The organism is Yersinia rohdei ATCC 43380, assembly GCF_000173775.1.
Taxonomy (GTDB): domain Bacteria; phylum Pseudomonadota; class Gammaproteobacteria; order Enterobacterales; family Enterobacteriaceae; genus Yersinia; species Yersinia rohdei.
In genome coordinates this window covers 1-15,045 of the sequence record NZ_ACCD01000050.1, presented here as the reverse complement: position 1 = coordinate 15,045, position 15,045 = coordinate 1, and the positions used below count along the sequence as shown (strand labels likewise).

Below are 15,045 nucleotides of genomic sequence, written 5' to 3'. Positions count from 1 at the left end.
ATTCGCTTGCCCAAATCACTTACTTGAGTAAGCTCATCGGGACTCACTTGCTCACCGCCTTCCCGCGCCTTGCCATCTCTTGAGTCTGCCATTTTATTCCAGTCTCTCGAGTGGTTGTTTACTAAAGCGGTTGCGGAGCCGGTCAAAATAGAGGTAAACCACCGGCGTGGTGTACAGGGTGAGTAACTGGCTCATGACCAATCCGCCGACAATAGTTATCCCCAGCGGTTGACGTAACTCCGCGCCATCGCCACTGCCCAAAACCAGCGGCAGCGCCCCGAACAAGGCGGCCAGGGTGGTCATCATAATTGGCCTAAAACGCAGCAGACTGGCCTGAAAAATAGCATCGCGGGCGCTGATATTGCCATTGCGCTGAGCATCAAGGGCAAAATCCACCATCATGATGGCGTTCTTTTTCACTATACCAATCAATAACATAATGCCGATAAGGGCAATTAAGCTAAAGGGCGCGTCGAACCACTCCAGTGCCAGCAGCGCCCCAACACCGGCAGAGGGCAAGGTGGAGAGAATGGTCAGCGGATGAACATAACTTTCATATAAAATACCCAGCACGATATAGACAGTGGCAATGGCCGCCAGAATCAGCCATAACTGAGATTTTAGGGTTTCCTGGAACACTTGCGCAGTTCCGCTAAAAGTGCCCCGCACGGTGTTTGGCACCCCCAGTTCGGTCATGGCCCGCTCAATGGCCGCGGTCGCCGCAGACAGGCTGCCACCTTCCGGTAAGTTAAATGAAATCGTCGACGAGGCGGATAAACCTTGGTGATTAACCGACAGCGGTGCATTAGCTGGCCGCCACTTAGCGAAATAGGACAGTGGAATAGACCGCCCCTCATTGTTAATTACAAACATTTTGTCCAGTGAACTCACATCCTGTGTGTATTGCGGCGCGACTTCCATCACCACTTTGTATTGGTTCAATGGCTGATAAATGGTGGAAATCTGCCGCTGGCCAAAGGCATTATTGAGTAGGGCATTGGCATCTGACACATCAATACCCAGCCGCGCCATAGTTTCGCGATCATAAGTCAGGGCCACTTCTGAGCCTTTATCTTGTTGATCGGAGTTAACATCGGCCAGTTCTGGTAATTTAGCCAATGCCGCCCGGACTTTCGGCTCCCATTCACGAAGGGCTGCTAAATCATCAGCCAGCAGGGTAAATTGATAGCTGGCATTGGATTGGCGACCACCAATGCGGATATCTTGCACCGGAGCCAGAAACAGACTGGCACCCGGTTCTTTGGCTAATTTTGCGCGTAAGCGAGTGATAATTTGTTGTGCACTTTCGCGGCGTTCATTTAAGGGTTTGAGTGAGATAAACATGGAGCCGCTATTCGTTCGTGAGCCGCCGGTAAAGCCGGTGACATTGTCGACCGCCGGATCGTCACTAACTATCTTCATGAAATCTTTCAGTTTCTGCTGCATAGCCTGGAACGAAATACTTTGGTCGGCTTGAATAAAGCCCATCATGCGGCCGGTATCTTGTTCGGGGAAAAAGGTTTTCGGGATACTAATATACAGCCAGACATTCAGTGCAATAGTGGAAAGCAGCACAACCATTACCCAGCGTGTATGGCCCAGCACCCAATTGAGTGAGCGACCATAACCTTGCTGAATTCTCAGCAGTATTTTTCCAAAGCCACGAATACGTTGTTGCTCACCGGCAGGGCGAGCACGCAATAAATGGGCGCACATCATGGGGGTCAGTGTCAGAGATATCACCAGCGAGATGCCAATTGCCACCGAAAGAGTGACGGCAAATTCACGGAACAAACGGCCGGGCAACCCCTCCATCAGCAGCAGTGGAATAAACACCGCCACCAGCGAAATACTCATCGAGAGCACAGTAAAACCGACTTCGCGTACCCCGCGCAGTGCCGCCGCCATAGGTTTTACCCCCGCCTCCAGATGGCGAGAAATATTCTCCAGCACCACAATGGCATCATCGACGACAAAACCGGTGGCGATGGTTAACGCCATCAGTGACAGATTATTGAGACTAAACCCGCACAGATACATGGCGGCAAAGGTGCCGATCAGCGACACCGGCACCGCGACGGCGGGGATCAAGGTGGCACGCCCTGATCGCAAGAACAGGAACACCACCAAGATAACCAGTGCAACGGCGATAACCAGAGATTGCTCGACTTCATCCAGTGACGCACGGATCGTCGGGGAGCGATCCTGAGCAATACTTAATTGAATAGAGGCCGGAATGGAGGCCCGCAGCGCCGGAATTTCTGCTCGGATCCTATCGACTGTGGCGATAATATTCGCCCCCGGCTCACGGCTAATAACCAACAATATCGCGGGCTTGCCATCAGACATCCCGGCATTACGGACATCCTGCACTGAATCGATAACATTGGCGACATCTTGCAGCCGCACTGCCGACCCATTGTTGTGGTGAATTATCAGCGGGCGATAACCCTCGGCGGTTTTGATTTCATCATTGGCCTGTACCTGCCAATGTTGTTGGCCGCCCTCGACAGAGCCTTGTGGGCGGCGGACGTTAGCGGCACTGATCGCCTGGCGCACGGCATCCAGTGAAACACCTTGGTTAAATAAGGCGCTAGGATTTAGCTCAACCCGCACTGCCGGTAAGGAACTTCCGCCGACAGAAACATCACTAACACCCTCTATTTGGGCGATTTTTTGTGCCAATCGAGTGGAGGCAAAATCATATAATTGCCCCTGACTGAGGGTGTCTGAGGTCAGCGTCATTATCATGATTGGCGCATCTGACGGGTTCATTTTGCGATAGGTCGGGCGGTTTGGCATTCCGCTTGGCAGCAAACTCTGGGCGGCATTCAGCGCCGCCTGCACATCACGGGCCGCACCATTAATATCGCGGTTGAGATCAAATTGCAGAATGATCCGCGTGCTACCCAGCGAACTGGTCGAGGTCATTTCATTGACCCCGGCTATTCTTCCCAGTGATCGCTCCAGCGGTGTTGCAATGGATGACGCCATTGTTTCTGGATCCGCTCCCGGCATGGACGCGCTCACCATAATCACGGGGTAATCCACCTGTGGCAGCGGCGACACCGGCAATAAACTAAAGCCGATGATCCCACTAAGGGTGATTGCCAGTGTTAGCAAGGTGGTGGCTACCGGGCGCTGGATAAACAGAGCAAAGAATTTCACTGTGGTTCCCGCCCATTGGGTAATTCAGGTTGGGGGCCGGAGGAATCAATGTCTTCATTATGCTGATTATTGCTATGGGTATTGCGCGCCAACTTATCAAATAACAGGTAAATAACGGGCGTGGTAAACAGCGTCAGTACCTGGCTGACTATTAGCCCGCCAACCATGCACACCCCCAATGGCTGGCGTAACTCCGCACCAGCACCGGTACTGAGCATTAAGGGCAGGGCACCAAACAGCGCAGCCAGTGTGGTCATCAGAATAGGGCGGAAACGCAGCAAACAAGCTTGATAAATCGCGTCATACGGGGTCATGCCATGATCCCGCTCGGCGGCCAGTGCAAAGTCGATCATCATGATGGCATTCTTTTTCACGATACCAATCAACAGGATAATCCCGATGATGGCGATCACATCCAGCTCATGGCCGGTCAGCATCAGTGCCAGCAATGCCCCGACCCCGGCAGTCGGCAGAGTGGATAAGATAGTGATGGGGTGAATAAAGCTTTCATACAGCACCCCGAGCACGATATACATCGCCACAATCGAGGCAATAATCAGCCACAAGGTGCCGCCCAAGGCAGCTTGAAATGCCAGCGTCGAACCTTGGAAGCGGGTGGTGATATCCGCCGGTAGCCCGATGGTTTTCTCCGCTTGTGTCACGGCATTCACGGCTTCACCCAGAGAATAGCCCTGCGCCACATTGAACGAAATAGTGGCTGATGGGAACTGGTTCAAATGGTTGATAGAAAGTGGCCCAAAGCGCTCTTCAATGGTGGCAATGCTGCTCAGTGGCACCCCTTTGCCATCACTGCCGGTCAGGCGAATATCATTGAATGCGGCCAACCCCGGTGTGGCGTGCAGGTCATGTTCCAGCACCACCCGATACTGGTTAGCCTGGGTATAAATTGTCGAGATAAGCCGCTGACCAAAGGCGTTATATAACGCGCTATCGATGGCCGCCATTGTTATCCCCAAACGGCTGGCACTGTCACGATCGACATTCACGAACGCCACTAATCCCTGGTCTTGCCAGTCACTGGTTACGTCCTGGAAAGGTGCTTGTTGCTGTAACTCATTGACAAGCTTAGGTACCCAGGTGGTCAATTCCTCCAGTGATGTGGCCTGCAATGTGAACTGATATTGTGTGCGGCTCAGTTGGGTATCAATGGTTAAATCTTGTACCGGCTGCAAATAGAGTTTAATCCCTGGAATGCCGGCAACACTTTCCTGCAAGCGGTTAATAACCTCTGGAATGCGGTCATCACGGTTTTTTAATGGTTTAAGGTTAATTTGCAACCGGCCATTATTAAGGGTGGCATTGGTGCCATCGACCCCGACAAAAGAGGTCAGACTTTCGACTGCCGGATCTTTAAGAATAATGGCCGCCACTTGCTGCTGGCGTTCCGCCATATTGCTGAATGAAACCGATTGTGGTGCTTCCAAAACCCCTTGAATCAGCCCGTTGTCCTGCAAAGGGAAAAAACCTTTGGGCATCAACAGGTAAAGTAGCACTGTCAGCACCAGTGTGCTGATGGCTACGCCCAATGTTATCCATTGATGTTTAAGCACTTTTTTCAGCGCTACTGCATAGTGGGCGATGATCCAATCAAAGAATTTTTCACTGGCGCGGGACAGGCGATTTTGTTTACGCAATGACTCATAACTGAGCATGCGCGCGCACATCATGGGGGTCAGTGTGAGGGAAACCACGGCCGAAATAAGGATCGCCACCGCCAGTGTGACCGCAAATTCGCGGAACAGGCGACCCACGATATCGCCCATAAATAGCAGCGGAATTAATACCGCAATCAATGAGAAAGTCAGTGAAATAATGGTAAAACCAATCTCACCGGCCCCTTTCAGTGCCGCATCGAGGGGTTTTTCGCCTTTCTCGATATAGCGGGAAATATTCTCAATGACCACTATGGCATCATCGACGACAAAACCGGTTGCAATGGTCAGGGCCATTAAGGTCAGGTTATTTACCGAGAACCCCATAAAATACATGGCGGCAAATGTCCCTATCAATGACAGCGGCACCGCGATGCTGGGGATAATGGTGGCGGCGGCATTGCGCAGGAACAGATAAATCACCATCACCACCAGCACTATCGCCAGCATCAGCTCAAATTGCACATCACTGACAGAGGCGCGGATGGTGGTGGTGCGGTCAGTCAGAATTTTGACATCCACAGATTTGGGCAAACTTTTGATAAGCTCTGGCAGCATCTCGCGGATACTGTCAGCAGTTTCTATTACGTTTACCCCAGGTTGGCGCTGAATATTTAACACAATGGCCTGCTGGGTATTGGCCCAAGCCGCCAGTTTGTTGTTTTCTGCCCCCTGCTCAATGGTGGCGACATCCCGCAAGCGAATTGGCGCGCCATTTTGATAAGCCACTATCAGGTCACGATAATCCTCAGCAGATTTCATCTGGTCATTGGCAGACAGTGTTACCGAGCGGGTCGGCCCATCCAAGCTGCCTTTGGCTGAATTGACGTTAGCATTGCTGATGGCGGTGCGAATGGTTTCGCTATCTAACCCCAATGCGGCGACCGCTGGGGCATTAAGTTTCACCCGCACGGCAGGGCGCTGGCCGCCGGAAATCGTGACCAAACCGACCCCGCTGACTTGCGAGATCCGCTGCGCAATGCGGGTTTCCACCATGTCTTCGACTTGGGTCATTGGAACCGCGGTTGAGGTTACGGCCAATGTCAAAATGGGGGGATCTGCCGGGTTAACTTTGCTGTAAATTGGCGGATAAGGCAGGTCATTTGGCAACAGATTTGTTGCCGAGTTAATCGCTGCCTGTACCTCTTGCTCAGCCACATCTAAGGGCAGTGTTAGCTGGAATTGCAGGGTAATGACCGACGCGCCGCCCGAACTTTGCGATGCCATCTGCTTGAGTCCGGACATCTGACCAAACTGGCGCTCCAGTGGGGCGGTAATGGACGAGGTCACCACATCTGGGCTGGCGCCAGGATAAAGTGTGACCACCTGAATTGTCGGGTAATCAACTTCAGGCAGGGCCGAAACCGGCAAGGCACGGTAGCCAATAATCCCGGCCAACAGAATGGCAACCATAAACAATGTGGTGGCCACCGGGCGCAGGATAAATAGCCGTGATGGCCCGCCACCCGGGGTTGGAGGCATCACTTGCATTAAGATTTCTCCGCAGCAGGGGCAATGCCAGCGGAGGTATCCGCCGCCGGTCTTGTACCGCGCTGATAATGGGCGGCTTTATCTGTGGTGGCTGGGGTTTCTGCCGCGCCGGGTTGCGGGGCATCCGCCGAGCGTGGTGTCACAACCTCGACCTGCAAACCTTCTGTCAGGCGGTCAATACCGTCAGTGACCACTCGCTGACCAGCATTTAATCCGGAGCTGATAACCACCTGTTTGCTGTCTTGAATTCCGGTAGTGACCAGATGCTTACTGACTTTATTCTCGTCATTTAATATCCAGACAAAGCTGCCTTCATTGCCCATTTGTACCGCAGCGGTTGGAACCACCACGGCATTTTGCAGTAAATCTACTTTGATGCGGGCATTCACAAACTGGTTTGGAAACAGCACATCGTCTTCATTGGCGAAGCGGGCTTTCAGTTTGATGGTGCCGGTGGTGGCATCAATCTGGTTATCAATACTGAGCAAGTAACCTTGGGCCAGCAACTGTTTGTTGGTGCGATCCCATGCCTCGACCGGTACTGTGGTCTGGTTTTTCTCGGCACTTTTCTGGGCTTGCATAATAGCCGGAATGTCACTTTCTGGCAGGGTAAAGACCACATCAACCGGATGTGTCTGAGTGATAACCACCATTGGGGTCGCGGTGCCGCTGGTAATATAATTGCCAACGTCCACTTGTTTTAGCCCCACTTTCCCAGAGATAGGGGCAGTAATTCGGCTATATGTCAGTTGCAACTTAGCGCTGTCAATGGCCCCTTGGTCGGCCTTAACACTGCCTTCGCTCTGGCGCACCAGTGAAGCTTGGGTATCAAGATCCTGTTGTGAGATCAGGCCAGTTTTAGCCAGTTTCTGATAGCGGGCCAGATCACGGCGAGCATTATCCAGTGTGGCCTGGTCTTTGGCGAGTTGCCCCTGAGCTTGGGTCAGTTGGACTTCATAAGGGCGCGGGTCAATTTCCACCAGTAAATCACCGGCGTTGACATATTGGCCTTCGGTAAAGTGGATAGCCATTAATTGACCATCAACCCGGCTGGTTACCGTCACCGTGTTGGCGGCCATCACTGTGCCCAAACCGGTGAGATAACGCGGCACGGCTTGCTCTGTTGCGGTTGCCGCCTGCACTGGTGGCATGGGCATATTGCGCCGCCCACCGGCACGGGCCGGTCTGCTACTCTCAGCAGATTGCTGGGCTCCAGCGGCTTTGCTCTCAGGTGTGGCACTGAAGTGACGCCAGACAAACACAGCAACAATAATCAGCACCACTATCCCCAACAACGTCAGTAACCGGGAAGTGCGTTTGGATTGAGCTTTCATTATGTCGAGGTGTCCCTTTTGATGAGCTGATTCTCTGCACTCAGGTGCAATAGATAAGTTTTTGGATATGTTACTAGTTTAGCGGTGATTCACAGGATAAAAATGGAGGAAATATGAAAATAATGTCAGGGTTTGTGGGGAAGAGGTATGGAATGTTGGGTTTTAAGCATGTGGGGCATAGTTAGGGTTTTATTTCGGTTGATAAAGCTTCACGGCTTACCTAACCTTCTAAGGGGTCACGCGCTTGTGACCCCTTTGGCGGTTGAGTCATCGGAGGAAAGGTAACCGCTAATCTTATGTCAACCGAACCCGAAAGCACCTGCTAGCGATATAACGTCTGCGCCCATCGCGCCAATCCCGCAGTAACAGAACCAAAATCATTGCCACCGACTAGCGGGATTCCCGGCAGTTGCTGTTGTAAGGCTGCCCGTAACAGTGGGGAGCGGGCGCTGCCGCCAGTCAGGTAAATGACATCTGGCGTGATATGGCTGGTTGCCAGCGCTTGGCTGACTTGCTCTTGGATCCGTTGCAGTGGCTGGGAGATAGCTTCAGCCAGTTGTTGCTGGTTGATAGTTTGGCCCAATTCTGGCTGAACAAAATCCAGTGCGGCGGCAACTTGTGCTTGTTCGGACAGCGCAATTTTGCTTTCTTCTGCCGCCCGCACCAGGCGGTAACTTAGGCGCTGTTGATACACTTTCAGCAGGCGCTGAACTTGCTGTGGATTTGCCGCATCGCGGATCAAATCGCGCAAGAAGCGGCCATTAACCGTGCTATAAAAGTCACTTTGTGCCGGAACATCATTGGTGGCGACGGCATTCCAGTAAGGCAATGACGGCAGGGCAATCCCTTTTTCAGTCTCGCCACCTAAACCAAACAGGGGCATTAGCTGCTTAAAGGCCAGCATAATATCCAGATCGTTACCGCCGACGCGGCAACCACTGTGGCCTAAGAGACTTTGTTGGCGGTCGGCCAGACCCTGCCATTTTGGCCCCATTAATAGCACTGAGCAGTCCGTGGTGCCGCCGCCGATATCCACGACCAGCACGGTTTTTTCTGTCGTCAATGTGGCTTCAAAATCCAGTCCGGCAGCAACGGGCTCAAACTGGAAGGCGATATCACGAAAACCGGCGCGTTGGGCGGCCCGCAGTAAAATGCCTTCGGCCTGCCGGTTCGCCTCTTCGCCACCGGAACCCTGAAAGTTTACCGGGCGGCCAATGACCGTCTGGCTAATTTCTGCTGCCAAAACCGTTTCCGCCTGACGTTTGATATAAAACATCATGGCGCAAACCAAATCTTCAAACAGCGCTAACTGTTGTGGCTTCAAGCCATTAGCCCCTAAGAAAGATTTAGGGGATTTTACAAAGTAAACATCTTCTGGATCTTCGATATATTGGGCCAATGCAGACAAGCCAAACATTAGGCTGTCGGCGGCCACCGGAATATCTTCTTCACGATTGAACGCCATGGCCCGGCGCAGTAGTTGCTGATTTTCATCACTGCCGGTAGGGACTTGCCAGTGGCGGTGCAGGCACTCGCTCACGGCTTCCCGCGTGGGCGCACACAACATGGAAGGCAAATAGACGTCGTTATTTTCCAGTGTCAGCAATTCGGGAGCATCATCCCGCATCACGGCAACCGAGCAGTTTGCTGTGCCGTAGTCAAATCCAATGAACATAATTGCTCCCCAGGCCAAATAAAAGGGGCCGACTTTACCCCAGAGTGGGCAGCGGAGCAATCGTCAAATCAGGGATTTTTTATCAAAGTGAGGTAACAGCGCCTAAGTGATAATAATATCGCCGGCAGTGCTGTCGGTGGTGGTTGGCGGTATCACAGAAAAATAATTATTCAGATAACTTGATAGCGCAATCACCATCACTCAGTACCTTGGATAATGGCTGGGTGCTGCCAATCGTGTCGCCATCAACTAAATCAACACCAATAGCTATTAACTTACTGAGTGTGGCGGGCATGGCTGCCGGGCCTGCCAGTGTGGCGATATTGGCTCGCTGGGCTGTGCCATTGATGATGGAGACCAGCACTTCGTCCATTTGATTTATGTGAATATGAGCAATTAACTCACTGTTAAATTTCAGATAATCAATGCTGTGCTCAGCCAATAGCTCAAAATCATGCAGGTTATGGCCAAACTCTTTAACAATTAACTTGCAACCCAATTGTTGTAGTTTGGCGAGGAAATTCCCAATCGCAAATGGATATTGCAATAAGGTGGATTCATCAACCATCCAATATAAATTTTGTGGCGACAATGGGGTTGTTTGCAGCAAGCAGAGGAGTGATTGGCGGAAATCCTCATGCAGTAGGGCAGCTTCAGACAAGGGAATAGCCAGCATCAGCCCTTGGTGATGAATGGCTTCAGCCTGTTCGGTGAGTAATTGCTCACATACCCAAGTATCAACTGGTGTCTGCAAGTTATACAAGGCTGCCGCTTCCTCAAACGCCGATTGGCTGACCCTCATGCTATGTGGTCGATTAATCTCAAAACTGACCTGATAAAAACAGACCGACAGCGGCGTTTTGGCGGGCGCGGTGGGTGTCAGCTGTAGCACCAGTTGGTTATTGCTAAGAATGCCAGCAACGTCTTCCCGACTCAGCAGCTCGTGTTGTCGAGCCAGCAACTGTTTTTGCCGGGGCTGATAGAGATAAACCTGACCACGACCACTATGTTTAGCGGTATAACAGGCAATATCCGCCTGCGCCATAAGTTCACTGCGCTGGCTATTGCTGCTGCTGATATGAGTCACACCGGCACTGGCGCCAATACGATAAAGTTTATCTTCCCAGTAGAATTGATAGCCATTTATTCTGGATACCAGACTTTGGGTAATGGCTTTAGCATGGGGCAGAGTGCAATTAAGCATGAGTAACCCGAATTCATCGCCACCCAAACGCGCGACACAATCACTGTTACGTAAATGCTGGCGCATCAACTGGCTGAGTTCTTTCAACAGTGCATCGCCCGCCGGATGCCCGGCAGTATCGTTGATGGCTTTAAAATAGTCTAAATCAAGGAAGGCCAGTGCATGTTGTTGGTTTTGCTCAATACTTTGCTGAATTGCCACTTTTAATTTATTTTCAAAATTGGTGCGATTGGGCAGGCCGGTCAAATTATCGTGTGACGCGCTATGGCTAAGTTTGCGCATCATCGCGCGTGATTCACTGACATCCTGGAAGACCAAAACAGCACCGACAACATCCCCTTCCAGGGTTTTCAGCGGGGCTGCTGATTCCTGAATGTCATAATATTGCCCATCACGATGATGTAATACCATCGACGCATTCAGTGAAGAGTAAGGGCGATGGCTAAGGCAATATTCTATTGGATTATCTAGCTCCGGCCCATTTACGCCATTCGTCAGCTTGATAATATAATTAATAGGCTGACCCAAGGCGATGGTATTCGCCCAGCCGGTCATTTTCTCGGCGACCGGGTTCATAAAGGTAATTTTCATTTCCTGATCAGTGCAGACCACCGCTTCACCAATGGAATCTAACGTAATATGTAGCCGCTCTTTCTCTTCGTGCAGGGCTTCTGTCAGGTTGATGATTTCTGTCATATCCAGTGTGGTGCCAATCACTCGCAAGATATTGCCCTGTTTATCACACACGATATTGGCATTATTGCGCAGATGAATAATGTCCCCGCTGGGTAACTGCAACCTAAATTCCAAGCGGAATGGCTGGCGTTGATTGAGCGCAGCTTGATATTCAAAAATGACATTATTAAAATCTTCTGGATGAATATATTGCTGCCAGATATTTTCATTCACCGGGGTGTTGAATGGGACATGGTAAAGTTCATACATGCGCTTGTCCCAACTGATTTGCTGCTTTTTAATATCTAATTCCCAGATACCAATGCCGCCGGCTTCATTGGCTAAGGTGATGCGCTCCATCAAGCGCCGGTTAATAATTTCAGTCTTTTTCAGGTCATTAATGTCTTCGACCTGAGCAATAAAATAGAGCGGTTGTTGCTCATGATCCCGCACCACGCTAACCACTAATAGTGTCCAGACCACCTCGCCATCACTGCGGATATAGCGCTTTTCCATTGAGTAGCTAGGAATAGTGCCATCATATAAATCATCAAGTAATTTCAGGTCAGCAGAGAGATCGTCCGGGTGGGTAATTTGTTGGAAATTCAGGGTCAGCAGGGTTTCCTGATTATAACCCAGCAGCTTGCACAGCGCCTTGTTGACCTGTAGCCATTGGCCTTCTGGTGACACCAGCGCCATACCAATAGCCGAATATTCCATGGCATTACGAAAGCGATTTTCACTTTCAATAATATGTTCTTTTTCCATCCGGAATGAATGCATCACCATCGCCATGGCGTGTGGTGGGATTAACACCATTAATAGCGGAATAAAGGAAAATGCCTGAACCGACATTTTGGGATCATCGGGCAGGGTAAATAAGTTGAAATTAATCATCATTGCAATCAGCAATGTGGACAGAAAACAGATGGTAAATGTTTCTAAACGCGGTAATTGAATGGCCGCCCAGATTAATGCCATGATAATAAAAGTGAAGGGAAACGGCAGATAAATCAAGCCAATATAGCAAGCTGCCAAAGACAATATCAGCATCCACATCATGTCGAATAGTGCTTTGGTTTTGGTTGTGATATTGAAGTAACCTCGGCGGTAAAGCAGGCCAACCGGCCCTAAAGCCAGCATACCTATGGCTTCTGACATAAACCACACCGTCAATACTTGTGTAAAATTCCCATTTTGTGGTGATAAGTACCAGGCCGCAGCCAATCCACTCAGGAGTGGGACGGCTACCACACTACAAATTAAAAATTTGAGCCAACTGAACAGATTATTAAGCGGGTCTTTGGCGGGTAGGAATTTACGCAGTAACCAAGCGCCAGCTGCGGATTCTGCAATATTGAGTAAGGTTAGTGGCAGGGGAAACCAGCTGATGCCATATAAAACAAAGTTAGCAGAAATAATACATATTCCAGCAGTCAATAATTGCCACCACCAGTAGCGCAGCGGTTGGTGAAATAATGCCATCACCAACACGGCAGTAGGAAACCATAGCGGGGCCAGATTTTCTGATTGTGCAGAAAGTTGGATACAAAAAATTGCGAGAAAAAACACCGCTATGCTGACAATAGTGATGTGCAGAAGCCTTTTATTGTCAGGAGTGGGTTTTTCAGCTGCGCTGAGATCCATATACGCCTTATTATTCTCGCAAACATTCCAATTGTGATAGAAAAATCCATCACATAACAATATGACCGCATGTGAAATACGGTCATATTCAATAGTTTAGTATACTTGAGCACTCACAAGTGGTATTCGGTTGCTCAATGATTAATTAATTACATTTAATTATCATCATTTCTAGACTAAGAAAATGGTGGCGAGTCCCAAAAAGATGAAAAAGCCGCCAGTATCAGTGATTGCGGTGATCATGACACTGGAGCCAATCGCCGGATCTCGACCTAACCGGGCCATAGTCATTGGGATAATGACCCCCATAAGGGCAGCCATTAATAAGTTAAGGATCATCGCCAATGTCATCACGCCGCCCATCGCCGGATCGCCATAGAGCAGATAAGTGACCACCCCCATGATCCCGCCCCAAACTAAGCCATTAATCAGCGCGACCCCCAGTTCTCTAAACATCAAGAAGGTTACATTACCCTGCTGAATATGATGTAAGGCTAAGGCACGAACAATCATGGTAATAGTTTGGTTCCCGGTGTTACCACCAATACCGGCCACAATCGGCATTAATGCAGCCAGAGCCACTAATTGTGAAATGGTATCTTCAAATAAACCTATCACCCGTGAGGCCGCAAAAGCGGTACACAGGTTAATAGCCAGCCATGACCAGCGGGTACGCACTGCACGGCCAACCGGGGAGAACACATCTTCTTCCGGGCTTAACCCGCCCATCCGTCTTAACGTGGTATCGCTTTCTTCATTGACCACGTCAACGATTTCTTCAATGGTCAAGCGGCCCATCAGCTTGCCTTTGGCATCCGTCACCGCGGCACTGATTAAGTTATAACGTTCAAAGGCACCCGCGGCATCTTCAGCTTTTTGTTCTGGCTGGAAAGTCATCGGATTGCTCTCCATCACCTGAAATACTTGGGTATCCGGTGAATTAAGGAGAATAGCCGTCAGGGGTAATTCACCGAGCAAAGTATTCTTGCGGTCAATAACAAAGATTTTGTCAGTGGCGTCGGGAATATTTTTTCGATAGCGCAAATAGCGGTGCACGGTGCCCAAAGTGACATCAGCCCGCACCGTCACTAATTCGAAATCCATCATCTGGCCGACGGTATCACGGCCATACTGAATAATTTCGCGTACACGGGCCCGCTGATTGGGATCCAATGAGGTCAGCAGGCGACCCATTAAATTACGTGGCAGATATTCTGCCAGATAAGCCTGTTCATCGACATGCAAGGTGCGCATTGCCTTTAACAGGTCTTTATCGCTCATCTCTTTAATCAGCGTATCCCATACTGTTTCAGAGACTTCGACCAGCGTTTGCCCGCGTTTTTCGTTTTTGACTAACCGCCACAATGCCAAACGCTCATCATTGGGTAAGGCTTCAAGTAAGTCGGCCAGGTCAGCTGCGTGCAGGTCATTAAGCAGGGTTCTGATTTCTAACGTTTTTTCTAGTAATTCTTCATCACTGAGCTTTTCTTTGTCTTCTTGACGGCCCAGAAGACCGTCAACTAAGGCTTTATCATTCAGTAACAGAGACAATATCCGGCTACGTATTTCGGCCAGTTTTTTAGCATTATTTTTAGCTTTGCTTTTTACCATGGCAGAAAGTGGCGCAGGAATTTTGGGCACTGGCATAGCTTATCCTTGATCTTTAGGTCTATCTTTCAAGTCGCAGCAAAAGGTGTTCAAATCTGCTCCCGGCAGATTTAACCTCCAAATCAAACAATGACATAAATGATTTTGGGCTATCCTCTTTGCTGCTCTCCCGCCTCTTGAAATCTATTAGAGATGAATTCTATGGGCTGAGATCCGTCTCATGAGGCCCCGGTAGTTCACCATCGACAGTCTGCTCAAGCTGTTGTGCTTGTCTACGCTCCTGATGATGAGAAACAGACGCGATCCCCGCATACAATAAACGGCCAAACAGAATGAGAAAGCTCACCAGTAAGATGATTTTTGTTAGTTGTGTTGAGGGCCTTCTTCGCATATTTACCCTTCGTTTTTGAAATGGCAGCGGTGTTAGCTGCAATCACTCACCCAAATCACTTACTGATGTAAGCTTATTGGGATTCATTCATTTGCTGCCTTGCTGTCATCCCAATAACTTTGGGTAATCCCTTCGTTTTGAAATGGCAGCGGTGTTAGCTGCAATCACTCACCCAAATC

The 15,045-nt window shown here is 50.0% G+C and carries 7 protein-coding genes; all 7 read right to left on the bottom strand.

Features of this window, described 5'->3' with window-relative positions:
- Positions 1-93: 93 nt before the first annotated feature.
- Positions 94-3,168 (bottom strand): multidrug efflux RND transporter permease subunit MdtC, encoded by a 3,075-nt coding sequence (gene mdtC / locus YROHD0001_RS00595; protein WP_032818407.1) that lies wholly within the window; start codon positions 3,166-3,168, stop codon positions 94-96.
- The gene (locus tag YROHD0001_RS00600) at positions 3,165-6,332 is read right to left on the bottom strand and encodes an MdtB/MuxB family multidrug efflux RND transporter permease subunit (RefSeq protein ID WP_004716808.1); all 3,168 of its coding nucleotides are present in this window, start codon (positions 6,330-6,332) and stop codon (positions 3,165-3,167) included. The genes mdtC and YROHD0001_RS00600 overlap by 4 nt, the downstream gene beginning before the upstream one ends.
- Entirely contained in the window at positions 6,332-7,666 is a 1,335-nt protein-coding gene (locus YROHD0001_RS0118890; protein ID WP_032818404.1) for an MdtA/MuxA family multidrug efflux RND transporter periplasmic adaptor subunit, read from the bottom strand. The genes YROHD0001_RS00600 and YROHD0001_RS0118890 overlap by 1 nt, the downstream gene beginning before the upstream one ends.
- A gap of 322 nt (positions 7,667-7,988) precedes the next feature.
- A complete protein-coding gene (gene yegD, locus YROHD0001_RS00605; protein ID WP_032818401.1) occupies positions 7,989-9,341 on the bottom strand; it encodes a molecular chaperone in 1,353 nt (450 codons plus the stop codon).
- A 166-nt stretch (positions 9,342-9,507) separates the two neighbouring features.
- On the bottom strand, positions 9,508-12,867 hold the full coding sequence (locus tag YROHD0001_RS00610) for a diguanylate cyclase (RefSeq protein ID WP_032818400.1): 3,360 nt from the start codon (positions 12,865-12,867) through the stop codon (positions 9,508-9,510).
- Between the two features lie 171 nt (positions 12,868-13,038).
- Positions 13,039-14,514 (bottom strand): magnesium transporter, encoded by a 1,476-nt coding sequence (gene mgtE / locus YROHD0001_RS00615; protein WP_004716805.1) that lies wholly within the window; start codon positions 14,512-14,514, stop codon positions 13,039-13,041.
- A 160-nt stretch (positions 14,515-14,674) separates the two neighbouring features.
- Positions 14,675-14,866 (bottom strand): YfgG family protein, encoded by a 192-nt coding sequence (locus tag YROHD0001_RS0118885; RefSeq protein WP_032818397.1) that lies wholly within the window; start codon positions 14,864-14,866, stop codon positions 14,675-14,677.
- Positions 14,867-15,045: the final 179 nt, after the last annotated feature.

Coding starts and splice junctions, on each gene's coding strand:
- YROHD0001_RS0118890 (WP_032818404.1), bottom strand. CDS start 7,666: ATGAAAGCTCAATCCAAACGCACTTCCCGGTTACTGACGTTGTTGGGG.
- YROHD0001_RS00600 (WP_004716808.1), bottom strand. CDS start 6,332: ATGCAAGTGATGCCTCCAACCCCGGGTGGCGGGCCATCACGGCTATTT.
- yegD (WP_032818401.1), bottom strand. CDS start 9,341: ATGTTCATTGGATTTGACTACGGCACAGCAAACTGCTCGGTTGCCGTG.
- YROHD0001_RS00610 (WP_032818400.1), bottom strand. CDS start 12,867: ATGGATCTCAGCGCAGCTGAAAAACCCACTCCTGACAATAAAAGGCTT.
- YROHD0001_RS0118885 (WP_032818397.1), bottom strand. CDS start 14,866: ATGCGAAGAAGGCCCTCAACACAACTAACAAAAATCATCTTACTGGTG.
- mgtE (WP_004716805.1), bottom strand. CDS start 14,514: ATGCCAGTGCCCAAAATTCCTGCGCCACTTTCTGCCATGGTAAAAAGC.